A 23,782-nucleotide genomic window follows, 5' to 3' on the forward strand; every position below is an offset into this window, starting at 1 on the left:
TGCCGGCGGCATCGCGCGAGGAGACCGGTTGCTGCGGCCGGTTTCCTCGCGCGTGGTTCAGAAATGCACGACGGTCCGGATGGACTTGCCTTCGTGCATCAGGTCGAACGCTTCGTTGATGCCGGTGAGCGGCTTCGTGTGCGTGACGAACGGTGCGAGCTGGATCGTGCCGGCCATCGCTTCCTCGACCATGCCCGGCAGTTCGGAGCGGCCCTTCACGCCGCCGAATGCCGTGCCCAGCCAGCGGCGACCGGTGACGAGCTGGAACGGGCGCGTCGAGATTTCCTGGCCGGCGCCCGCGACGCCGATGACGACCGACTGGCCCCAGCCGCGGTGCGCGCATTCGAGCGCGGCGCGCATCACGTTGACGTTGCCGATGCACTCGAAGCTGTGGTCGACGCCCCAGCCGGTCATCCCGACGATCACCTGCTGGATCGGCTCCTGGTAGTCCTTCGGGTTCACGCAATCGGTGGCGCCGAACACGCGGGCGAGGTCGAACTTGCCGGGGTTGGTGTCGATCGCGATGATGCGGCCGGCCTTCGCGAGCTTGGCCCCCTGGATCACCGCGAGACCGATGCCGCCGAGGCCGAACACGGCCACCGTATCGCCCGGCTGCACCTTCGCGGTGTTCTTCACCGCGCCGAGGCCGGTCGTGACGCCGCAGCCCAGCAGGCAGACCTGCTCGGGGTTCGCCTGCGGGTTGATCTTCGCGAGCGAGACTTCGGCGACGACGGTGTATTCGCTGAACGTCGAGCAGCCCATGTAGTGATAGATCGGCTGGCCGTTGTAGCTGAAACGCGTGGTGCCGTCGGGCATCACGCCCTTGCCCTGCGTGGCGCGCACCGACACGCACAGATTGGTCTTGCCGCTCTTGCAGAACAGGCACTCGCCGCATTCGGCGGTGTACAGCGGAATCACATGGTCGCCGGGCTTGACGCTCGTCACGCCTTCACCGACTTCCACCACGATGCCGGCGCCTTCATGGCCCAGCACGGCGGGAAAGAGGCCTTCCGGATCGTCGCCCGACAGCGTGAAGGCGTCGGTGTGACAGACGCCCGTGTGGGTGATCTTGACGAGCACTTCGCCCTTGCGGGGCGGCTCGACGTCGATTTCGACGATCTGCAGCGGCTTACCCGCCTCAAACGCAACAGCGGCACGTGATTTCATGGCAATCCTGTTAAAAAAATCATCGAATGGCTCGGACGTCGACGATCCCCAGTCGGTCAGCGCAGGTAGGACCGAACGAGGGTCACGATATCGTCGATCGATCCGGACGAGGGCCGCGGGGCGTCCGCGAGCTGGGTGAATTCCTCGCGCAAATGGCTTTCGAGCACGCCGGCCATCACGCCGTTGATCGCGCCGCGGATGGCAGCCAGTTGCTGGAGTATCGGACCACAGTCCGCTCCCTCCTCGAGCGCCTGCTCGAGCGCGTTCAATTGCCCGCGCACACGGCGCACGCGGGTCAGGACGCGTTTCTTTTCTTCGGGGGAATGCGGCATGGGATCGTGGTTTCCGGATACTGGGGGGCAGTATAGAACATTGCCGCGCGGAGGTCTACGGAATCGTTGACCGCCACGGGCCGACCGGCTTCGGATTGGGCGTGGGCAGGTGCGGCCCGGAAGGCTGCACCGCCATGCTTGGCTCTCTGGTCCGTGGCCGGTTTGGACCAACGATGAATTTTTGACGTGGATATGCTGCGTTCAAGTTGGATCCGGCCCGCCACCCGCGCTTTGGAATGGGACCTGGGACAAGCGGGGGAAGTAACGCCGTCCACGCGCCGATATCGATTCACGGGTCCGTGACATGAAGTTAGAAATCCTATCGAAATGGTTTAATGCAAGGAGACGATATGCAGATGCAGAATACTGAAAGCGTAATGCGGGGCGACACGACCAATTGGTTGCCGTTGATCGCCCTGTTCATGGTCGGAATCTTTCCGAACGGCGTATTGCTATGCGCGCCGGCACTTGGCAACCAGCTCGTCAACGAGTTTGCATTCACCCCCGAACAGCTGGGAAATTTCTTTTCACTGGAGTTTTGCGGGTTCGCGGTCGCCGGCATCCTCGGCACTTACGTGATGCCGAGGGTGAACTGGGTGAAGCTCTTCAACTTCGCGCTGTTCGTCTTCGTCGCCGGCTATCTCGCGTCGATTTTCGTCCTGCCCGATGTCAAGGGACTCATGGCCGTGCAGGGCGTCACGACGATCTTCGGCGGCTGTTCGATCAGCCTGCTCGGCTTGTCGTTCTCGGGGCGGGTGTCGAGGCCGGCCCGCGGATATGCGATGTTCATCCTCGGCCAGCTGGCGTCGGGCACCGTCGGCCTCCTGGTCCTGCCGATGCTGTTCCAGGCCTATGGCCTGAAAGCATTCTTCGTCGCCGAAGTCCTGCTCGCGTTGTCGATGCTGCCGTTCATCAAGTGGCTCCCGGCCACGCCGCCGTCCGCGAGCGCGGGGAAGACGGTGCAGGCAAAGGTGCCGTTCCACTTGCTGCTGCTCGGGCTCGGCACCGTGACGGCGTTCTACTTCGGACTGGCCAGCGTCTGGACGTTCGTCGGGCAAATCGGCACCAGCATCCATCTGACGGACGCGAGCATCGGCACCGCGCTGGCGATTTCCACCGTGGCCGGGATGATTGGCTCGGTCGTCGTCGGCGTGCTCAGCGGCCGTGCGCAAGCGGCGCTCCTGATCTCGGCTGGCATGGGTGCGATGCTCCTGTCGTGTTTCGGACTGGTCGACGTGCGCTCGCTCGCGCTGTTCACGCTGTCCGCGATCCTGTTCAAGTTCGCGTGGACGTTCGCGCTTCCGCCGATGCTGGAAGCCATTGCGCAGGCGGACGACAGCAGCCGCTTGCTCGCGTTCTCCAGTTCGGGCATCGGCGTCGGCCTGATGGTCGGCCCCGCGATTGCCGGCTGGATCATCTCGATCAGCAAGGGCTATACGGCGATGCTGCTCGTTTCCGCATTGATGTGCTTGCTGGCGTGGCTCGGTTGCCTGGCGCTCGTACGCGTCAATCGACGCACGACGAAGGCCGTCCCGGCGCGGTGATCCGCGCCTCGATGACGGACAGACAAAAATTACCCGATCGTTTGGAGAATCCATGAAGCATAAAACGGCAATGCTGTGCACGTTGTTCTGTGCGGTAACAAACGCGTCCGCGCAGGACAGCGTGACCCTGTACGGCCTGATCGACCAGGGCATCGGCTTCACGAACAACGCCGCCGGCAAGCAGGCGTGGCAGACGCAGAGCGGCTGGACCGCGGGTGACCGTTGGGGGCTCAAGGGCGTCGAATCGCTCGGTGCAGGAAACGCGGCCATCTTTACGCTGGAGAACGGATTTGTGCTCGATTCGGGCCGGGATCTGCCGTCGGGTATGCTGTTCGGGCGCCAGGCGTTCGTCGGCTTGCAGAACGCGCAATGGGGCAGCGTGACGTTCGGCCGGCAATACGACTCGATTCAGGATTACCTGGCGCCACTGACTGCCAATGGCCGCGATGGCGGATGGCCGTTCGCGCATCCGTACGACAACGACAATGCGGTCGCGACGTTCCGCTTGAGCAACGCCGTGAAATTCAGTAGCGCGAACTATGGTGGGCTGCAGTTCGGCGGCGTGTACGCGTTCGGCAATACGGCGAGCTTCGCGAACAATCGCAGTTTCAGCCTCGGTATCGCGTACAAACTATCATCGCTGTCGCTCGCGGCTGCGTATCTGCAGGCCGACTCGCCGGGCGCGACGGGCGCCGGCGCCGTATCGTCGACCGATGCCAATTTCGTCGCGCGGCGCCAGCGCGTGTGGGGCGCCGGCGCAAATTATGACTGGGGGCCAGCGACGCTCGGCCTGACCTATACGCACACGGTGTTGAACGATCCGGTTTCTTCCACCTATTTCGGCACGCTGCCGGCCGGCGCAACCTTGCTCCGGTTCGACAACGTCGAGGCAAACGTCAGGTATCAGGTCACGCCGACCGTGGTATTCGCCGCGATGTATGCGTATACGCTCGGCCGGTTCGACGGGGCGTCGGGCGAGGCAACGCCGCGCTGGCATCAGGCCGGCCTGATGCTCGACTACCTGCTATCCAAGCGGACGTTCCTGTATACGCAGGCGGTCTATCAGCATGTGGGCGGCGATGCGGCGGGCACCGTCTTCGGCAACGCGTACATCACCGGGGCGGCGGGTATCTCGTCGACCCGCTCGCAGGTGCTTGGCCGCGTCGGTATTCGGACAGTCTTCTGACGCGTCGCGGTTCGTTCGAACCGCGGCGGAAACCCTCGGAGAACGGCATCTGGATGGAAATGCCGGTTCGATCCACTACTTTCCGGCGATATCAGGAGAGTTGCCGGGCCAGCGGGATGACCGATCGGTCCGGGGAAACAACGAAGCCGACGACGCCTGTCGTCGGCTGTCATTACACGCTCGACACGATCGCGCTTGGCACGAACGCTAACGCGCCACGTGCACCGGCGGCCGCCGGCTCGCCCACGGACGCGCCTGTTCGAGCTCGGCGGCCAGTTGCAGCAGCGTGGCTTCCTGTCCGTAGCGACCGGCGAAGTGCACCCCGACCGGCAGCCCGCTTTCCGTCACGTGCAGCGGCAGCGACATGGCCGGTTGCCCCGTGATGTTGAAGACCGGCGTGAACGGAATATAGGAGAACACCTGCTTCGTCCATTCGAACGCGGCGATGCCCGCGCGATCCTGGTTCAGTTCGCCCAGCGGCCGGGGCAGCCTGGCCAGGGTGGGCGTCAGGAAGACATCGACGGTTTCGAAGAACGCGCCGACCTGTCGGCAGACCGCGTTGTGCTGGCCCAGCGCACCGATCAGGTCGGTGGCCTTGAAGTTTTTCCCTTCTTCGTACGACGCGAGCGTCGCGGCCTCGAGATTGTGCGGGCCGGGCGTGCGACCGGTCGCCAGCGCGAGCTGCTGCGCGCTGGCCGCGATGAAGCTCATCCACACGACGTGCGTCGCATCGAGGAACTGCTCCCAATCGTAGACGGGCGCATCCTCGACCACGATGTGACCGAGTTCCTCGAGCAGGCGGACGGTCCGATGCACGGCTTGCATGCAGTCGGCGTCGGGAAGCTCGCCGGATCCCGTCTTCGTCGACCACGCGATGCGCAGCGGCCGCGGCGGTTTTGTCATGGCGGTGGCGTACGGCTCCAGTTGCGGCAGCGGATGTCCGGGCGCACCGACGTCGGCGCCCGACACCGCATCGAGCAGGGCGGCCGCGTCGCGTACCGTGCGGGTCAGCGCAAACTCCGAGATTGCGCCGAATACGAGTTCCGCACCGTGGTTCGGCCCCCAGGGCGTCCGGAAGCGGCTCGGCTTGAGGCCGACCAGCCCGTTGCACGACGCCGGAATCCGGATCGAGCCGCCGCCGTCGTTGCCGTGCGCGACGGGTACGATGCCCGCGGCGACGGCCGCGCCCGCACCGCCGCTCGAGCCGCCGGCGCTACGCGTGAGATCCCACGGGTTGCGCACCGCGCCGTGCAGCCGTGGTTCTGTCGACGGGCTGTACGCGAACTCCGACGTCTGCGTCGTGCCCGCCAGCACGAGGCCGCATTGCCGGAATCGCGTCATCAGTTCGGAGTCGGCCGGTGCGACGAGCCCTCTCGCGAGACCGGAGCCCATCTCGCACTTCACGTCCTTCGCCTGCAGCACCGCTTCCTTGATCAGGAACGGCACGCCCGAGAACGGGCCCGCGGGAATCCCGGCCGACACGGTGCCGGTTGCCTGCTCGCGCAGGACCTGCAGCACGGCGTTGATGGCCGGGTTGACCTTGTCGATGGCGGCGAACGCGGTGTCCAGCAGCTCTTGCGGCGTGACGTCTTTTTTGGCGACGAGCCCGGCCAGGCCCAGTCCGTCATACCGTGCATACTCTTCCAGGGAAATCATGGGGGTGTCCTGTCGTCAGATTGAATAGCCAGGGCGAACCGCGAGGCCGTCCGCCGGCCTCCCGGGATCACCACGTCACGGCCGTCCGTCGGTTCATCGTCGATGCCGCGCCGGTCGCGTTTCGTACGGCGCGGGCCATACGAGCGCCGCGCCGTAAACGACGAAAACGGCCTTGACGCTTGCAGCAAGACGGTCGATTGTTTTATCCAGCCACATGGCTTCTCCGCTCGAACGCGATGACGATCGGGTCGTCGTGACGTGAGTGATCGCCGGCAGGCGATGTGTCGGCACCGGCGATCGAGCAGGCGTGCGCCGGCCGCTTCGTCGGTCCGAGACCACTATAAGCAGGCAAAAGCGGGCGTTGTGGGACCAAGCCGGCGGGGATCGAAGGTGCCAAGTCGGGGGGATGCCGGGGCGCGACAATCGCGATCGCGAGCCGCGGCGACATAGGGGCAACCGAGTGTTTGGCGAGTGTTTGCGGCGCAGTAAGATCGGGCGGGCGGCAGCGCGTGGTACACGATGGGCGTGACGAGCGCGGCCGCTTTCTTTGCGTTCGAGAGGATCCCTAGCGGTGGAGAAGCCATCAAGCCGAAGCAGAAAAAGTTTAAGCGTCCTGTTCACGCTGGACGGCAAAGGGGTGCTGGTCGACCAGCTGGTTAGAGCGTTGCGCATCGAGATCGCGAAGGCACAACCTGGCACGCGACTGCCGCCGACGCGCGATCTGGCGAAAGAACTCGGCGTCTCCCGAAACACCGTCACGACGGCTTACAGCGAGCTTGTGAACGAAGGGTGCATCGTTAGCCGCTTCGGCGCGGGATCGGTCGTTGCGGAGCGCCTCGCCGGCAAGCCGGCAGCGGCAGCGCCCAGGACGCATGCAGCGACGCCCGCTCCGGTGCTGTCCCATTTCGCGAGACGCCTGCGGAGTCTCGAACCGTCGCCGATCCTCGAGCGGCCGGAGCTGAAATACGACTTCAGGTACGGCCTGCCGGTGACGGACGACTTTCCGTTTTCGAAGTGGTCGCGGATCGTCGCGCGGCGCGCGACCGTCAGCGCCACATCCAATATCGGCTATGGCCATCCGGGCGGCTATCCGGCGCTGCGAACCGAGATCGCCGAGTATCTGGCGCGGGCCCGCGGAATCCAGTGCCGGCCGGACGATATCGTCATCACGAACGGTTCACAGCAGGCGCTCGACCTGATCGCGCGGCTGCTGATCGATCCGGAGGATGGCGTGGTCATCGAGGAGCCGCATTTCGAAGGCGCGCGGGAGGCATTCGCCGCGGCCGGCGCACGGATCATCGCGGTGCCCGTCGACAAGGACGGCCTGCAGACCGCGAAGTTACCGGGCGCTTCCGCGCACTGCCGGGCCGTCTATGTGACGCCGTCGCATCAGTTTCCGACCGGCGCGATCCTTTCCGCGACGCGGCGCCGCGAACTGCTCGACTGGGCCGGCGAACACAATGCGTTCGTCGTCGAGGACGACTACGACGCGGAGCTGCGCTACGACGTGCGGCCGCAAGCGTCGATCAAGGCCGTGGACAGCGGCGACCGTGTCATCTACGTGGGGACGATGTCGAAGGTGCTTTTCCCGTCGCTTCGGATCGGCTACATCGTCAGTCCGAGGCACCTGCTGCCCAGTCTGCTGGCCGCGAAACACGTCTGTGACCGGCAGACGCCGCTGCTGTTGCAGTCGTCGCTGAGCGACTTCATCTCGCAAGGCCATTTCGACCGCTACCTGGTCGAGCAGAAGCGCCTCTGCGGCCGCAAGCGTGCCGCGTTCATGCGCGCGGTGGACGAATGCCTGGGCGAGCACGTCACGGTGCAGGGCATCAGCGCGGGCATCCATGCGCTGGTCTGGCTCAACAAGCGCACGTCCTGCGACGTTCCGAAGCTGATCGACGCGGCCGCGCAGGCCGGCGTCGGCATCTATCCGGTGACGCCGTATTTCCTCCACGCGCCCCGAAAGGCCGGACTACTGCTCGGCTATGCGTCGATGGAAGAGGCGCTCATCCGCGAAGGCATCGAACGTCTGGCGCGCGTGGTGCGCGGCTGATCGGCGGGCCGGCCCGGTTTCGTCCGCGGCACCGGCCGGCATTCGACTTGGCTCCTTCGAATTCACCGCCTTTGGACCGTCAGCGGGCTTTTTTGCCTGCCTATATTGGGCCGTCCGTCACTCGCAAACCGCACACGCCGGTTCGAGCGACGAGCGACTGCCCATCAATCCAATCGCCAGGAGCCCGTAATATGTCTGTCTATCTGAGCATGCAGCGAGTGCGTTTCTCGAGCCCCGATGGTTACGAGAAGTTCAAGATGGTGTTCGCGGACGTGCGCAACCACCTGAAGGAAGTTCCGGGATTCATGCACCTGACGTGGTGGGTGCATGCGGACGATCCCGCCTGGTTCAACGAAGTCAGCTTCTGGACCAGCTTCGATGCGCTGCGCGACTGGCATGCGAACGTGTATCACAAGCATGCGAAGGAATGGGCGGTCCGCACCGGCGCGATCATGGAAGACATCATCACCAATTTCGAGCTGAAGAACACGCGCCTCATCCGCGTCTGCCCGTGCTGCGGGACCGCCGATGACAGCCCGTATCCGCTCGAGCGGGAGCAGGAAGTGCTTGGACAGCCGTGCGGGCAATGCGGATTCAACTTTCCCGTGACATCCGAAAACACGGCGAGCACGGCGCTGTACAAGGACGTCGGCGTCTGACGCTCGAAGTTTCGGTGAAGACTGCGGGCCGGCTTCAATGTGGTCCGCATGGGGCGCCTGCCGGATCGGTGTATTTCCTGCGCGCATGGCTCACCGCACACCGTCAGATCAACAGCGTCAGCGTGCGGAACAGCGCGAGATCCTCCTTTCGCGCCGACCGCGCATGCCGCCGGATCGTCTGCAGCAGGCAGTCGATGAAGCAGCGCGCGGCGTCGCTCAGCGTGCTGCTGCGACGCGTGACGATGCCGAGTTCGCTCGGCTCGAAGGTTTCCTTCAGCGACAGCACGCGCATCCGCTCGCCGAACGGCGGCACCGCCGCGAGGATGGTCGGGCACCACGTGCACATGCCGGCCTGTTCGAGCATGGTTTGCAGCATCGCAACCGACTGCGCGCGCACGATGCGACGTTCGTCGATCTGCGCGCCGTGCCGCGTGAACAGATAGTCGACGAGCGAGGCCTGCCCGTCGGCCGACGAATTCAGCACCCAGTCGCAATCGAGCAGGTCGTGCACCGACTTCGCGCGTTCGCGCGGATGGCCGGCGCGCACCATCACCGACGTGTCGTAGCGCAGCAGCGGCTCGAATGCGAATTCCTGCGCGCCGCTGCCGGGCTGCACGTGGCCGAGCGCGAAATCCATGCTGCCGTCGCGCAGCAGCGGTTGCGCGACGGCCATCAGCGCTTCGTACAGCTCGAGGCGCACGTCGGGCATCCGTTCGCGAAACCGCAGCACGGTTTCCGCGAGGAACGTCATCGTCAGCCACGGCGTGACGCCAACGCTCAGCCGCCCCTCGACGCGCCCGCGCATCCGCTCGAGATCGCTCTGCGCGTGCTCCAGTTGCTTGAGCACGAGCTTCGCGTGCGTGAGCAGGGTCTTCCCGTACTCGGTGAAGCCGATGCCTTCCGGCGCGCGCACCAGCAACGGCAGGCGCTCGCTGGCCTCCAGCTCGCGCAGCGCGCGCGTGACGGCCGCCTGCGACAGCCCGAGCGTGCGCGCCGCGCCGCGGATGCTGCCGGCCTCCGCGCTCGCGACGAGCGCCTGCAGCTGATGCAGCTTGATCGTGCTCATGGTGGTGCGATACCCGACAACGAAAGGTTGTCATCATAACGAAACTGCGGCTGTTCGCCGGTTTTTTCGCTGCCTACGATTTCGCCACGATCTGCCATTCCGGCGATCGGCAACTGGCACGCATCGAGGAGTATCAGGGTTGGATCGAGAACGCATTCCGCCTGAAATGGCGGCCATCGAGACCGAGATGATCGCGCTGCGCCATCGGCTGCACGCGCATCCGGAGCTCGGTTTCGAAGAAGAGGCGACGAGCGCACTCGTCGCCGACTACCTGACAACATGGGGTTATCGGGTCACGCGCGGCCTCGGCGGCACCGGCGTGGTCGGAACGCTCACGCGCGGCGCCGGGAAGCGGCTCGGGCTGCGCGCGGACATGGACGCGTTGCCGATCCGCGAGACGACCGGGCTCCCGCATGCGAGCCGCCGCGACGGCGTGATGCACGCGTGCGGCCACGACGGCCATACGGCGATGCTGCTCGCGGCAGCCCGGTGTCTGGCCGAGCGCGGGCGCTTCAGCGGCACGCTGAACCTGATTTTCCAGCCGGCGGAGGAAGGGCTCGGCGGCGCGAAGCGGATGCTCGACGACGGGCTGTTCACGCAGTTCCCGTGCGATGCCGTATTCGCGATGCATAACGTGCCGGGGCTGCCGGCCGGCGTGTTCGGCTTCTGCGACGGCCCGGCGATGGCGTCGGCCGACGAGGTGCGCGTGCGGGTGATCGGGCGCGGCGGCCATGGCGCGGCGCCGCACACGACGATCGATCCGGTGGTCGTCTGCGCGTCGATCGTGATGGCGCTGCAGACGGTCGTGTCGCGCAACGTGAATCCGCAGGAACTGGCGATCGTCACGACCGGCTCGATCCACGCGGGCACCGCATCGAACGTGATTCCGCCGCATGCGGATCTCGAACTGAGCGTGCGTGCGCTGTCACCGGACGTGCGCGCGCTGCTGGAGCGGCGCATTCGCGCGATCGTGCACGGTCAGGCCGACAGCTACGGCGCGACGGCCGAGATTGACTATCGCTACGGCTACCCGGTGCTCGTCAATCACGCGGCGGAAACGGCGTTCGCCCGTGACGTGGCGCGCGAATGGGGTGGCGACGACGCGCTGATTCCGCATCTGCGGCCGATCGCGGCGAGCGAGGATTTCGCGTTCATGCTCGACGCGTGCCCGGGCAGCTACCTGTCGATCGGCAACGGCGACGGCGCGGCCGGCTGCGGGCTGCACAATCCGGGCTACGACTTCAACGACGCGTGCCTCGCGACCGGCGCGAGCTACTGGATCGCGCTCGCCGAGCGCTACCTCGCGTGACGCGCGCACACGGATTCGATTCACTTTCAACAACGCAAGCAAGGAGACGGGCAATGAAACAGTGGATGGCGGCGCTCGCGGTGGCGCTGACGGCGACGACGATGGCAGGGGCCGCGCAGGCGGGCGACTGGACGGGCAAGGAGATCCGCCTCGCGGTCGATCCGACCTACCCGCCGCTCGAATACAAGCGGCCCGACGGCACGCTGACCGGTTTCGGGATCGACATCACGAACGCGTTGTGCGCGGAGCTGCATGCGCGCTGCGTGTGGGTCGAGTCGAGTTTCGACGGGATGATTCCGGGGCTGCTCGCGCGCAAGTTCGACGTGATCGCCTCGTCGATGACGATCACGCCGAAACGGATGCAGCAGATCGCGTTCACGAACCGGATCTCGAACGCGCCGGCGCGGCTGATCGCGCGCAAGGGTTCGCCGCTGCTGCCGACGGCCGCCTCGCTGAAGGGCAAGCGGGTTGGCGTCGAGCAGGGCTCCGCGCAGGCCGACTATGCGATCGCGAACTGGCAGCCGGCCGGCGTGCAGATCGAGTCGTACCAGAACCAGGATCAGGTGTACGCCGATCTCGTGACGGGGCGGCTCGACGCGGCGTTCCAGGCATCGATCGCGGCCAGCGACGGCTTCCTGAAGAAGCCGCAGGGCAAGGACTTCATGTTCGTCGGCGCGGCGATCGACGACGCGAAGTACTTCGGGCAGGGCGACGGCCTCGGGCTGCGCAAGCAGGACACCGACCTGCGCGAGGCGTTCAACCGCGCGCTCGCGACGATCCTCGCGAACGGCACGTATCAGAAAATCAACCAGAAGTACTTCGACTTCGACATCTACGGCACGAAGTAAGCCTGGCTGCACCTCGACGTGCGGACTGGAATCAACATATCAATAAGGAAAACGAATGAACTGGAGATTGTTTTTCGTCGCGATGCCGGCGCTCTGTGCGGCGCCGGCCTTTGCCCAAAGCAGCGTCACGCTGTACGGGCTGATCGATGCCGGCATCGACTATACGAACAATGTAGGCGGCCACAGTGCGTGGCAGATGGCGAGCGGCTTCGCGCAAGGCAGCCGCTGGGGGCTGAAGGGCACCGAGGATCTCGGCGGCGGCTACAGCGCGCTGTTCCAGATCGAGAGCGGCTTCAACGTGAACAGCGGCACGCTCGCACAGGGCGGCCGCATGTTCGGGCGGCAGGCTTACGTCGGGCTCGGCAACACGCGCTTCGGCACGCTGACGCTCGGGCGGCAATATGACTCGGTCGTCGACTATCTCGCGCCGACGACCGCGAACGGCAGCTGGGGCGTCTATCCGTTCTCGCATCCGCTCGACAACGACAACACCGGCAACACGTTCCGCGTGAACAACACGGTCAAGTACGCGAGCCCGGATTTTGCCGGCTTCTCGTTCGGCGGCACGTACAGCTTCAGCAACGACACCGGCTTCGCGAACAACCGGCAGTGGAGCGTCGGCGCACAGTACGAGCAGGGCGGCCTGCTGGTCGGCGCGGCATTCCTGAATGCGGACAACCCCGGCGCGACGGCCGGCGGCGCGATCGCGGGTTCGGGCGCGGTCGGGGCGGATGCGAACTTCACGTCCGCGCGGCTGCGGATCTTCGGGGCCGGCATCAACTACACGGCGGGGCCCGCGACGCTCGGGTTCGCCTACACGAACAGCAACGTCACGCGGCCGACCGCGAACGTCGGCTACCTGTTCGGCGACGAGACGATCGAACCCGTCGCGGGGCCGCTCGCGGGCGGCACGGTCACGGCGATCAAGTACCAGAACTTCGAAGTGAACGGCAAGTATCAGTTCACGCCGGCGTTCTTCGTGGGCGCGCAGTATGTGTATACGACCGTGCGCTACGACGCGACCACGGGCAGCGCGAAACCGAAGATCCATTCGATCGGGCTGATGGCCGACTACAACCTGTCGAAGCGCACCGACGTCTACCTGATGGGTGCGTACCAGCGGGTTGCCGGCGACGCGACCGGTTCGTCGCTCGATCAGGCGTATATCCCGGGGGCGACCGATCTGTCGTCGACGTCGAAGCAACTGATGGTGCATGCGGGGATCCGTCACAAGTTCTGACCGGATCGGGCGGGAAGGGCGGCGGCGGGCGCCGCCCGCCTGTGAAACCGGCGAAACCGGTGACGCGCGGACGGATCTCCCGCGCATCATGTGCGCAAGCGTCAGCAGGTCCGCCCCGTCGCTTACGTCACCGTCCCCTTCTTCAGCGCGTCGAGCAAGGTCACAGCGTTCGGCACGGTCGGCTGGCGGCATGCATTCGGCAATACGCAGCCGGGTTCGACGCTGTCGTTCGCGAGCGGCGGTGCGCCGTTCAGCGTGGTCGGCGTGCCGGTCGCGCGTGATGCCGCGGTGCTCGAAGTCGGTGTCGATGCGGCCGTCACGAAGAACCTGTCGCTGGGGTTGTCGTATAGCGGCCAGATCGGCGGCCGCTTCAGCGACCATGCGCTGTATGGCAATTTGTTGTGGAAGTTCTGAAGTGGGGCCGGCCGTTCGCGACGGGGTTTTCGTGAGCGGCCGGTTCCGTTGGCGCGCACATGTGACATGCGCCCGAGAGATTGACCTAGTTTGCCATCCACATGCTTTGGGAACTCGACGAGATATGTCCGAGTGAATGTCAATCAGACGGGTCTGGAATTCGAATTTTGTGGCTTTCCTTCAATGACTTGGCAATTTCTGACAGTCATTTTTTGATGTTTCGGTAAGCTCGCGCTCAATAACCAACGATTGGGCGCGGGGCCGCGCCGACGAGAATGAATAAGAATACGCACCGCCTGGTGTATTCCAGGCTTCGGGGTATGGTGGTGGCCGTCGCGGAGACGGCAACGGCCGAGGGGAAATCGGCAACGGGCGAGGCGCGCGCGCGACCGCGTTCATCGGCGTCCGGCACGCGCGCCGTTGCGGCCGGCGTTGCCGTACTTGGCATGCTGCCCGTCTTGTCCGATGCGCAGATCGTTCCGACGCCGGGCACCAGCACGCAGGTGATCCAGACGCCGAACGGTTTGCCACAAGTCAACGTGGCGCGTCCGTCGAGTGCAGGCGTATCAGTCAACACCTACAACCAGTTCGACGTACAAAAGCCCGGCGCGATCCTGAACAACTCGGCCACGATGGTTCAGACGCAGCAGGCGGGCTGGATCAACGGCAACCCGAACTACGGAGCCGGACAGGCCGCGCGGATCATCGTCAACCAGGTCAACAGTCCGAACCCATCTCAAATCCGCGGCACAGTCGAGATAGCGGGCGCCCGTGCGGAACTGGTCCTGGCTAACCCGTCCGGCATCTTTGTCGACGGCGGGGGCTTTCTCAATACCAGTCGCGCGACCCTGACAACCGGCGTGCCGTTTTATGGCGCCGATGGGTCGCTCGCCGGCTACAACGTTAACCGCGGCCTCGTGACCGTCGCAGGCGCGGGCCTGAACGCCGCCAATATCGATCAGGTCGATCTGATTGCGCGCGCGGTGCAGGTGAACGCGGCCGTCTACGCGAAGAATCTGAACGTGATCGCCGGCGCGAGCCAGGTCAACCACGACACGCTTGCCGCGACGCCGATCGCCGGCGACGGCCCCGCCCCGTCGGTCGCTATCGACGTGAGTCAGTTGGGTGGCATGTATAGCAATCGGATTTTCCTCGCATCGAACGAGAACGGCGTGGGGGTGGCCAACGCCGGTACGATTGCGGCCCAGGCGGGTGATCTCACACTGCAGTCGAACGGCCGCCTTGTGCTGACGGGTAAGACCACGGCGAGTGGCAACCTCGCGCTGTCCGCCGCAGGCGGCATCCAGAACAGCGGCACGACGTATGCGCAGCAATCGCTGTCGGCCAACACAAGCGCTGATATTGCGAACACGGGGACGCTCGCGGCGCAGCAGAATACGACGGTGAATGCCAGTAGCGTCAATTCGACCGGCACGCTCGGTGCAGGCGTGAACAACGACGGTTCCGTCGCGCACAGCGGTGACCTGAATCTGACCGCGTCGGGGCAGTTGACCGCGACGGGTCAGAACGTCGCGGGCGGCAATGCGTCGCTGACCGGTGGCAACGTGAATCTGGCCGGCAGCCAGACTGCGGTAAACGGCAGTCTGTCGCTCAACGCGACGGCTGGCGACGTGAACCTGTCGAACGCGACGACGAGCGCACAAGGCGCCATTCAGGCGAATGCATCCGGCACGGTAATCAACGATCACGGCAGCCTGTCGAGTGGCGGCGGCACGACGCTGACCGGCGGCAACCTGTCGAATCAGGGCGGCAAGGTATCGTCGCAAGGCCCGCTGTCGGTCAACGTGGCCGGCCAGATCGCCAACCAGTCCGGTGAACTGGTCTCCGAAAGTACGGCGGACATACATGGCGGTGCTATCGCGAACAACCAGGGCACGATCCAAAGCGCGGCGGGCATGACGGTGGCCGGTGTGTCACTCGATAACACCGCGGGCCGGATCACGTCGCTCAACGGTGATGGCTTGTCGGTAGCGACCAGCGGCCAATTGATCAATGCTGCAGGTACCACCGCGAACGGCGCGCGAGGCGGTGTCATCGGCGGCAACGGCGATGTTTCGGTTCGCGGCGCAAACGTTGTCAACCGCGGCGCGATCACGTCCAACACGAATCTGCGTGTCGCGGGCCAGTCAATCGACAACGGTGGCGGCACGCTGCAGGCCGCGCGGAACATCACGGTCGATGCCGGCGCTCAGTTGACGAACAATGGCGGCTCGATCGTCGGCAATACGGCAACGGTTAGCGCAACGACGCTCGACAACAGCGCCGGCTCAGTGCAGGCCGACCAGATGTCGCTGAATGCGACGAGCCTCGTGAATCACGGCGGCACGATCACGCAGACCGGGGCTGGCCCGATGGCCGTCAATGTGTCGGGCACGCTCGACAACTCGAATGGCGGCACGCTGCAAACCAACAGTATCGACCTGACGCTTGCGCCGACGGCGATCGTCAACGACGGCGGCACAATCACACATGCCGGCACTGGCACACTGACGCTTGGCAGCGGGACAGGCTCGGTGTCGAACGTGGGCGGTTCGATCGCGAGCAACGGGCGCGTCGTCGCACAAACCGGCGCGCTGAATAACACGTCGGGCTCGATCAACGCGCAGACAGGACTGGCGGCAACCGTCGCCGGCACGCTGAACAACGCGAACGGCAAGCTGTTGTCGAACACGGACGTGAGTGTCTCCAGCGGTACGCTGACGAACGACGGTGGCCAGATCGGCGCCAGCACGAACGCGACGATCCACACAGGCGTTATGACGAATCAGGGCGGATCGATCGTCGCGCCGAACCTGTCGGTCACTGCCGATTCAACGCTCGACAACAGTGGTGGCAAGCTCGAGGCCAATCAGCTTGCGCTGACGGCCGCAAACCTCGTCAACCACGGCGGCACGATCACGCAATACGGCTCGTCGGCGATGAGCATCAACGTCAGCGGCACGCTCGATAACTCGGCCGCGGGCGTGATCCAGACCAACAGCACCGACCTGACGCTCAAGCCGGCCGAGCTGAACAACGCGGGCGGCACCATTACGCATGCCGGCACGGGCACGCTGACGATCGCACCGGGCAACGGATCGAGCGCACTGAACAACGCGTCGGGCACCATCGTGACGAAGGGGCATGCCATCGTCAACGTGGCTACCTGGAACAACGCGAGCGGTATCCTTGCCGCGCAGCGCGGCATCAACGCCACGATCGCGGGCGACGTCAACAACGCGCAGGGCCTGTTGCGATCGGACGCGTCGCTGTCATTGACGAACGGCGGTGCGCTGTCGAACCGAGGCGGTCACGTTCAGGCGGGGCAGTCGACCGCGGGCGACACCAGCACGCTCGATATTCAATCGGCGTCGATTGACAACGCGGATGGCGTTATTGTCGACCTCGGTGCGGGCAAGATGACGGTGCAAGGCGGCAGCCAGATCGCGAACAGCCATGCCGGTGGCGTGTCCGGCATGGGTGCGATCACCGGTAACGGCGATGTGACGATCGGCGCAGCGTCGATCAGCAACACGCAAGGCGGCCAGCTCAGCGGCGGCTCGCTGCACGTCAACGCGAACACCGTTGACAACAGCGGCGGCACCATCGGCAACGTCACGAATTCGAACGGCGACGTGCACGTCACGACGACCGGCGCGATCACCAACACGAATGGCCAGATCAGCTCGACGCACGACCTGTCTGTCGCGGCGGCCACGCTGCAAGGCGGCGGGACATATAGCGCGACGCATGACGCCAACGTGAACCTGCAGGGCGATTACACGGCGGCATCGGACACGCAGTTCAACGTCGGTCACGATCTTGCCTTCACGTTGCCCGGCACCTTCACGAACAACGCGAACCTGCAGTCGGTCCACAACCTGAGCGTCAACGCGGGCAACATCGTCAACGCGGGTGCCTTGACCGCTGGCGGCCTGCTGCACACGCAATCGACCAACCTGACGAACACGGGCGCGCTCGTCGGCGCCAGCGCCTCGCTCAACGCGACGAATACGATCTCGAACCTCGGCCCGACTGCGCTGATCGGTGCGTCGGACAGCAACGGCACACTCGAAATCCTCGCGCACGACATCGAAAACCGCGACGACACGACCGCGACCGACTCGATGGCGACGACGGCCATCTTCGGCATGGGCAAGGTGGTGCTGGCAGGCGGCAAGGACGCGAGCGGCAATTACACGAACGCGGCGCTGGTCAATAACGTGTCGGCCCTGATCCAGTCTGGCGGTGATATGGAATTGCACGCGGACAAGGTGACGAGCACGCGGCGCGTGATGAAGACCTCGACCCGCTCGATCGATCCATCGCTGCTCGGGCAGTTCGGTATTGCGATCAGCGGCCGCACGGGCCGGATAGGCGTGAAGGACCCGGACAGCATCGGCGGCGTCTACACCGAGCCGCCTCATGGCGGTCAGTGGAACAGCACATATCAGTTCACGACCTACTACGCGGACAGCGCCACGGCGACGACCGTGACCGACATCAGTCCGGCCGCCCAGATCGTATCGGGCGGCAAGATCGATGCATCGTTGGTCGGCACGCTGCAAAACTACTGGAGCAACATTGCGGCCGTCGGCGACATCAAGATGCCGGGGAGCTATGACGCGGATGGCTGGGCGGCGTCCGGTCAGAAACTGCCGGGCGTGTCGGTGTCGTACTCTGGGCAATATCACTACAACAACTACGACAACAGCGAACACGACTGGCAATTGCCGTTCGGCAATGCGCCGTTCGTCGGTAGTCGCCCGGGCGGCTACACGCAGGCGGCGCCGGCGTCGATCAAGGACTACACGCTGCCGGGCTACTTTTCGACGATGAGCTCGAACGGCACGATTTCGGGTACGGGTGGCAGCGTCAACAACACGGCCGGCAACGCATCGATTCCGTCGCTCGGTTTGCTGCCCGGTCAGTCCGTGCCGGGTCTCACACCGACCAATTTGAGCGGGAACGCGAGTGGCGCGAAATCAGGTGCGTCGTCGGTGCATGGAGGTCCGCCTGCGCCGGTCGACCCGATCATCGCGAGTGCGACGGCGCTGAACGTGCTCAACAACCTCACGATTCCGCAGGGCGGGCTGTTCAAACCGACCACCACGCCGAACGCAAGCTACGTGATCGAGACGAACCCGGCGTTCACGAATCAGAAGAATTTCATTTCGAGCGACTACTTCTTCGGCCAGCTCGGCGTCGACCTCACGCACATTCCGAAGCGCCTCGGTGACGGTTTCTACGAACAGCAGCTCGTGCGCAACGAAGTCACCGCGCTGACGGGCAAGGCGGTGCTCGGACCGTATGCGGACCTGCAGACGATGTATCAGTCACTGATGGCGGCCGGTGCGGGCCTGTCGAAGTCGCTCGATCTGCCGATCGGTGCGAGTCTGTCGGCAGATCAGGTGTCGAAGCTGACCAGCAACGTGATCATGATGGAAACGCGCGTGGTCGACGGTCAGTCGGTGCTCGTGCCGGTTGTGTATCTCGCGAAGGCCAGCCAGCAGAATATCGACGGCCCGTTGATCAGCGCGACGAACATCGATTTCCAGAACGCGCAGTCATTCACGAACAGCGGCACGATCAAGGCGGACAATACGCTGGCGATCCAGGGCAAGCAGATCGACAACGCGTTCGGCGCCTTGCAAAGCGGCGGGCTGATGTCGCTGAAGACCGAGAACAATATCAATCTGACGTCGGCGAACGTGAAGGCTGGCAGCCTGCAACTGGATGCCGGGAAGGACCTGATTCTCGACACGGCGACGAAGACGAACACACGCGTGAGCCGCGACGGTGCGACGAGCGTGGTGACCACGCTCGGGCCGACTGCGAAGCTGGATGTCGCCGGCGACGCAGTGATTGTGACCGGCGGCAACTTTCAGCAGAACGCGGGCAACCTGTCGGTGGGCGGCAATCTCGGCATGAATGTCGGCGGTAACTGGGACCTCGGCGCGGTGCAGACGGGCGAGCACAAGATCGTGCAGCGCGCGAATGGGGTGTCGAATACTGACATCAACAAGGTGGTCGGGAGCTCGGTGACGGTCGGCGGGCAGTCGATGATCGGCGTTGGCGGCGACCTGACGGCCAAGGGGGCGCAGCTCGACCTCGGCCAGGGTGGCACGATCGCGGCCAAGGGTAATGTGACGCTCGGCGCGGCGAGCGCGACGTCGACGGTGAACAGCAACAGTTCGGGTAGCGACAGTCACGGCAGTTACGCGGAGACGCTGCACACGTCCGATCAGGCGCTGACCGGGACGACGTTCAAGGGCGGTGATACGGTCAATATCGTGTCGGGCAAGGACATCATGCTCTCCGGCAGCACGATCAGCCTCGACAAGGGCAATGCGAACCTGCTCGCGGCTGGCGACGTGAATATCGGCGCGGCAACCGAGACGCACGAACTGAATTCGCACGAGACCCACAGCCATAGCAATGTGGTGAGCGGCTCGAAGGTCGCGAGCGGGATCGACCAGACGGCAACCTACAGCCAGGGCAGCACGATCTCGGCGGATGGTGTGACGGTCGCGAGCGGCCGCGACATCAACGTGACGGGCAGCAACATCGTCGGCACGAACGACGTGACCTTGAAGGCCACGCGCGACATCAACATCAAGACCTCGCAGGATACGATCCAGTCGTCCACCTACTACGAAAAGCAGGAGTCCGGCCTGCTGTCGAATGGAGGTTTGTCGGTTTCGATTGGTTCGCGCTCGCAATCGGACAAGCAGCAGTCCGCCAGTGTAAAGAACAACGGCAGCGCGATCGGCGCGCTCGACGGCAATCTGACAGTGAGCGCCGGCAACGATGTGCATGCGACCGGTAGTCTTCTCCATGCCGGCAACGATCTCGCCGTGGTGGGCAAGACCGTCACGATCGATTCGGCTTACGACACGATGAGCCAGGCGGAGCAGCAACAGTTCCGCCAAGCCGGCCTGTCGGTCGGATTCACCAATCCGGTTGTGGCCGCGGTACAGACGGGCCGGCAAATGGCCGAAGCCGCGCAGCACACCAATGGCGATCCCCGCCTGACGGCATTGGCAGCGGCCACCACCGGGCTCGCGGCGAAGAACCTCTATGATGGCGCGACCAGCGGTAACCCGGCGCAATCGCCGACGAGCGTCGGGGTCAGTATTTCGTTGGGCGCAAGCAAGAGCGACAGCCAGTCGCAAGCGCAGGCCAGCACGGCCGTCGGCAGCACGCTGTCGGCAGGTCGGAACGTCACGATCGCAGCGTCGGGGGCAGGCGCCGACAGCAATATCAATGTGATCGGCAGCACGGTGTCGGCCGGGAACAAGGCGCTGCTGGCAGCCGACGGCAACGTGAACCTGCAAGCTGCTCAGAGCACCAGCAGCCAGCATTCCACCAACAGCGGATCGAGCGCGTCGGTGGGTATTGCATTTACCGTCGGCTCGCAAAACGGTTTCTCACTCAATGCGGGTGTAGCCGGCAATCGTGGACACGCGGACGGCGATTCGACGACGTGGACGAACACGCATGTCACCGCAGGCGATACGCTGACGATCAAATCAGGTGGCGATACGAATCTGAAGGGCGCCGTGGTGTCGGGCAAGCAGGTTGTGGCCGACGTGGGCGGTAACCTGAATGTCGAGAGCTTGCAGGACAAGGACCATTACGATTCCAAGCAGCAAAGCGCCGGCGTGTCGGTCAGCGTCTGTGTGCCGCCCTTCTGTTATGGCGGTTCGTCGAGCGCGGCGGCGAACTTCAGCCAGCAGAAAATGCACAGCGACTACGCGGCCGTAGGCGAGCAGTCCGGCATCAAGGCCGGCGACGGCGGATTCCAGGTCAACGTCAAAGGCAACACTGATCTCAAGGGTGGCGTCATCGCGAGCAGCGACAAAGCCGTCCAGGACGGCGTCAACAGCTTGACGACGGCGACGCTCACGCACAGCGATATCGAAAACCATGCGTCGTACGACGCGTCTTCGATCGGACTGTCTGGCGGGTTCGGCGGGCAAATCGGCAAGGATCAGAAAGGCACGGCGACCAACGTGAACCCGGTGCCGGGGACGACGCTGCCGAAAGGCGACGGCGGATTGCAGGTAGCGCCGCCGGTGGCCCTCAGTGCGTCCGGCGATGCGAATTCGACCACGAAGAGCGGTATCAGTGGCGGCGCCATTACCATCACCGACGGTGCGAAGCAGCAGCAATTGACGGGGCAGACGGCCGCCGAAGCGGTCGCCAGCGTCAATCGCGATACGGCGAATACCGGTGGTGCGCTCGCGCCGATCTTCGACAAGGACAAGATTCAGGCCGGCTTCGACATTACGAGTCAGTTTATCAATCAGGCCGGGACATTCGTCGCGAATCGCGCGGCCGAAGCGGACGCAGCAAAGGCCGCGGCAAATAACCCGAATCTGACGCCGGAGGAACGCGCGGCCGCCCAGCAGCGCGCCAACGAACTGAACGCCAACTGGGGACCGAGCGGCACGTATCGTCAGGTGCTTACGGCCCTGTCGGTAGCTGCAGGCGGCAATGTGACGGGTGGCCTGGGCCAATTCGCGCAGAACGCCACAGTGGCCTATTTGCAAGAGCTGGGTGCGAACCAGGTAAAGCAGATTGCCGACAACCTCGGCAGCGAAGAAGCGCGTGCGGCACTTCATGCGATTGTCGGATGTGCCGGCGCGGCCGCCGGCAGCCAGAGCTGCGGTGCGGGCGCAATGGGCGCTGCGACCAGCTCCGTGCTCGGCAGTCTGCTCGCGCCGTCGACGAACCTGTCGGCATCGGAGCGCGAAGCGCGCGACAATCTGGTGGCCAGCCTGGTTGCCGGCGTCGCGGCCGTGTCGGGCCAGAATGTGGCCACGGCGGCCGGTGCTGGCAAAATCGAGGTGGAGAACAACCAAGTCTCGTTTGGGCGAACCGTCACCGGCCCGCAGGATGTGCCACAAGGCATGGGCGGGTATTTCGGGGAGCAGCGTAAAAAAGGCGACGGCGTGATTGCGGATCCGGCCACGGCACTTGATCCGACGATCAAGCCGACCGGTTCGTTGATCTATCCGATGCCGGATGCGAAGACGGTCGGCGAATGGATCACGGCGATCATTCCCGATCAAGTCAAAAATCTGGTCGATTACGTCTTTACGATGGCGGGCGGAGATGGCGGGAACAGCTCCTTCTGGTCTTCGACAAAGGATAAGTCGCCCGTTGAAAACGCGTACGGTCATTCGACCAAGCACGGTGGAGAGTTCCCCGATTATCAGAACTCGGTGCAGTATGTTCAGGCGGCACAGGACTTCGTAAATAATCCGCCCGCGGGAACGTTGACGAAAACGCGACCAAATGGTGATACATTGTATTACGATCCTGCGACGAACATATTTGCATCGAAAAACAAAGACGGTGCACCAAAGACGATGTTCAAACCCACAGCTGGAATGGAATATTGGAATAAGCAATGACGACAGAAAAGGCGAGTTACTTACCCTGCCCATGTTGCGAGAGTCCGACCATAGGTGTACGAGGCGATTATGAAATCTGCCCAGTGTGCGGCTGGGAGGACGATCCGGTTCAATCAGATGATCCGACATTCGCAGGCGGTGCTAACCAAAGTAGCCTTAATGAGGCTCGCAAGCATTGGCAGACAACAAAAACAAAGGTGCATTAAAAGGAAATCCATCTCGCGAATTCGGAAAAGTGTCACAACCGCATTGGCGTAACTGATGGGACTGACTCGCGAACCCGTTCCTGCTCATAAGATGGCGCGGAGTATGTGCTTCGCTGGCCGCAAGACCATGCAACGGTAGATCCGTATCGAAGACCGGGATATCGATATGACGAACGTCTCATTAGCGCAGCGTTTTCCGAGAAACTCGGACGGGACGGTGAACCAGTCCAAAACGAATGCAGGACAAGGACGCAGGATTAACGTTAAGTGAGAGCTATGGAACTGAATCGAATCAAAACCTTGTTGCGGGACTTGGCGCTGTCACACGGCTTGACCGATGCTGATCTGCGTGCGTACAACGAAGAAGCGGACGATCTGGAGTGGTATATCAATTGGAAGAGGGATCAAGATGAATTGTTCGCGAGAGAAATAGGTCGCGTTCGGGATACCCTAGACCTGTATGAGTCCGCCATGAATAAGGGGGACAAGTTGACGGCAAAAGCTGGATTAATCCACGCTGGAATTTCTCTTCAGGGCCTGTCGGGTTTCTTTGATGGCTTAATGCATGATGTAAAAAAATCTTATGCCGATCCTCGCTTCGGTTGGCCTGAGTTTCCGAGTGATGATTGGAAAATTCCGACCGAATATGGGTTTAAGGAATGACTTGATAAAATCAAGGG

At 64.0% G+C, this 23,782-nt stretch carries 14 protein-coding genes and 1 pseudogene; 11 read left to right on the forward strand and 4 right to left on the reverse strand.

Annotated features, from left to right (window positions below; genetic code table 11):
* Positions 1 to 57: 57 nt before the first annotated feature.
* Positions 58 to 1,167 (reverse strand): S-(hydroxymethyl)glutathione dehydrogenase/class III alcohol dehydrogenase, encoded by a 1,110-nt coding sequence (locus ACVK00_RS26355; RefSeq protein ID WP_006753041.1) that lies wholly within the window; start codon positions 1,165 to 1,167, stop codon positions 58 to 60.
* 56 nt (positions 1,168 to 1,223) lie between these two features.
* A complete protein-coding gene (gene frmR / locus ACVK00_RS26360) occupies positions 1,224 to 1,499 on the reverse strand; it encodes a formaldehyde-responsive transcriptional repressor FrmR (RefSeq protein ID WP_006753040.1) in 276 nt (91 codons plus the stop codon).
* Between the two features lie 356 nt (positions 1,500 to 1,855).
* Here frmR and ACVK00_RS26365 point away from each other — a divergent pair, with 356 nt between their 5' ends.
* The gene (locus ACVK00_RS26365; RefSeq protein WP_284894109.1) at positions 1,856 to 3,043 is read left to right on the forward strand and encodes an MFS transporter; all 1,188 of its coding nucleotides are present in this window, start codon (positions 1,856 to 1,858) and stop codon (positions 3,041 to 3,043) included.
* A 52-nt stretch (positions 3,044 to 3,095) separates the two neighbouring features.
* On the forward strand, positions 3,096 to 4,229 hold the full coding sequence (locus ACVK00_RS26370; RefSeq protein WP_284894110.1) for a porin: 1,134 nt from the start codon (positions 3,096 to 3,098) through the stop codon (positions 4,227 to 4,229).
* A 207-nt stretch (positions 4,230 to 4,436) separates the two neighbouring features.
* Here ACVK00_RS26370 and ACVK00_RS26375 read toward each other — a convergent pair whose 3' ends face one another.
* Entirely contained in the window at positions 4,437 to 5,885 is a 1,449-nt protein-coding gene (locus tag ACVK00_RS26375; RefSeq protein ID WP_354123355.1) for an amidase, read from the reverse strand.
* Positions 5,886 to 6,522: 637 nt separating this feature from the next.
* On the opposite strand from ACVK00_RS26375, the gene pdxR reads away from it, so the two are divergent.
* Positions 6,523 to 7,938, forward strand: a complete 1,416-nt coding sequence (pdxR, locus tag ACVK00_RS26380) for a MocR-like pyridoxine biosynthesis transcription factor PdxR (protein WP_284894113.1) — start codon at positions 6,523 to 6,525, stop codon at positions 7,936 to 7,938.
* A gap of 191 nt (positions 7,939 to 8,129) precedes the next feature.
* The gene (locus tag ACVK00_RS26385) at positions 8,130 to 8,597 is read left to right on the forward strand and encodes an antibiotic biosynthesis monooxygenase family protein (protein WP_011661189.1); all 468 of its coding nucleotides are present in this window, start codon (positions 8,130 to 8,132) and stop codon (positions 8,595 to 8,597) included.
* A gap of 103 nt (positions 8,598 to 8,700) precedes the next feature.
* On the opposite strand, the gene ACVK00_RS26390 is transcribed toward ACVK00_RS26385, so the two are convergent.
* Positions 8,701 to 9,663, reverse strand: coding sequence for a LysR substrate-binding domain-containing protein (locus ACVK00_RS26390; RefSeq protein WP_175675977.1), 963 nt, complete (start codon positions 9,661 to 9,663; stop codon positions 8,701 to 8,703).
* Positions 9,664 to 9,802: 139 nt separating this feature from the next.
* Between ACVK00_RS26390 and ACVK00_RS26395 the strand changes: the two genes are divergently transcribed.
* From ACVK00_RS26395 to ACVK00_RS26425, 7 genes and pseudogenes are all read left to right on the forward strand, one after another.
* Positions 9,803 to 10,972 (forward strand): M20 aminoacylase family protein, encoded by a 1,170-nt coding sequence (locus tag ACVK00_RS26395; protein ID WP_284894114.1) that lies wholly within the window; start codon positions 9,803 to 9,805, stop codon positions 10,970 to 10,972.
* Between the two features lie 53 nt (positions 10,973 to 11,025).
* A complete protein-coding gene (locus ACVK00_RS26400; RefSeq protein ID WP_166723769.1) occupies positions 11,026 to 11,820 on the forward strand; it encodes an ABC transporter substrate-binding protein in 795 nt (264 codons plus the stop codon).
* A 55-nt stretch (positions 11,821 to 11,875) separates the two neighbouring features.
* Positions 11,876 to 13,060, forward strand: coding sequence for a porin (locus tag ACVK00_RS26405; RefSeq protein WP_354123354.1), 1,185 nt, complete (start codon positions 11,876 to 11,878; stop codon positions 13,058 to 13,060).
* A 147-nt stretch (positions 13,061 to 13,207) separates the two neighbouring features.
* A pseudogene (locus ACVK00_RS26410) lies at positions 13,208 to 13,474 on the forward strand (autotransporter domain-containing protein); the annotation flags it as partial.
* A gap of 275 nt (positions 13,475 to 13,749) precedes the next feature.
* Positions 13,750 to 22,896, forward strand: coding sequence for a hemagglutinin repeat-containing protein (locus tag ACVK00_RS26415; RefSeq protein WP_456826966.1), 9,147 nt, complete (start codon positions 13,750 to 13,752; stop codon positions 22,894 to 22,896).
* Entirely contained in the window at positions 22,893 to 23,102 is a 210-nt protein-coding gene (locus ACVK00_RS26420; RefSeq protein WP_284894118.1) for a CPCC family cysteine-rich protein, read from the forward strand. Before ACVK00_RS26415 ends, ACVK00_RS26420 begins: the two co-directional genes overlap by 4 nt.
* A gap of 276 nt (positions 23,103 to 23,378) precedes the next feature.
* The gene (locus tag ACVK00_RS26425; RefSeq protein WP_284894119.1) at positions 23,379 to 23,765 is read left to right on the forward strand and encodes a hypothetical protein; all 387 of its coding nucleotides are present in this window, start codon (positions 23,379 to 23,381) and stop codon (positions 23,763 to 23,765) included.
* Positions 23,766 to 23,782 lie beyond the last annotated feature (17 nt).

Source organism: Burkholderia sp. PvR073, from assembly GCF_054055695.1.

Coding starts and splice junctions, on each gene's coding strand:
- ACVK00_RS26415 (WP_456826966.1), top strand. CDS start 13,750: ATGAATAAGAATACGCACCGCCTGGTGTATTCCAGGCTTCGGGGTATG.
- ACVK00_RS26365 (WP_284894109.1), top strand. CDS start 1,856: ATGCAGAATACTGAAAGCGTAATGCGGGGCGACACGACCAATTGGTTG.
- ACVK00_RS26370 (WP_284894110.1), top strand. CDS start 3,096: ATGAAGCATAAAACGGCAATGCTGTGCACGTTGTTCTGTGCGGTAACA.
- frmR (WP_006753040.1), bottom strand. CDS start 1,499: ATGCCGCATTCCCCCGAAGAAAAGAAACGCGTCCTGACCCGCGTGCGC.
- ACVK00_RS26390 (WP_175675977.1), bottom strand. CDS start 9,663: ATGAGCACGATCAAGCTGCATCAGCTGCAGGCGCTCGTCGCGAGCGCG.
- ACVK00_RS26385 (WP_011661189.1), top strand. CDS start 8,130: ATGTCTGTCTATCTGAGCATGCAGCGAGTGCGTTTCTCGAGCCCCGAT.
- ACVK00_RS26420 (WP_284894118.1), top strand. CDS start 22,893: ATGACGACAGAAAAGGCGAGTTACTTACCCTGCCCATGTTGCGAGAGT.
- ACVK00_RS26400 (WP_166723769.1), top strand. CDS start 11,026: ATGAAACAGTGGATGGCGGCGCTCGCGGTGGCGCTGACGGCGACGACG.
- ACVK00_RS26355 (WP_006753041.1), bottom strand. CDS start 1,167: ATGAAATCACGTGCCGCTGTTGCGTTTGAGGCGGGTAAGCCGCTGCAG.
- ACVK00_RS26375 (WP_354123355.1), bottom strand. CDS start 5,885: ATGATTTCCCTGGAAGAGTATGCACGGTATGACGGACTGGGCCTGGCC.
- ACVK00_RS26425 (WP_284894119.1), top strand. CDS start 23,379: ATGGAACTGAATCGAATCAAAACCTTGTTGCGGGACTTGGCGCTGTCA.
- ACVK00_RS26405 (WP_354123354.1), top strand. CDS start 11,876: ATGAACTGGAGATTGTTTTTCGTCGCGATGCCGGCGCTCTGTGCGGCG.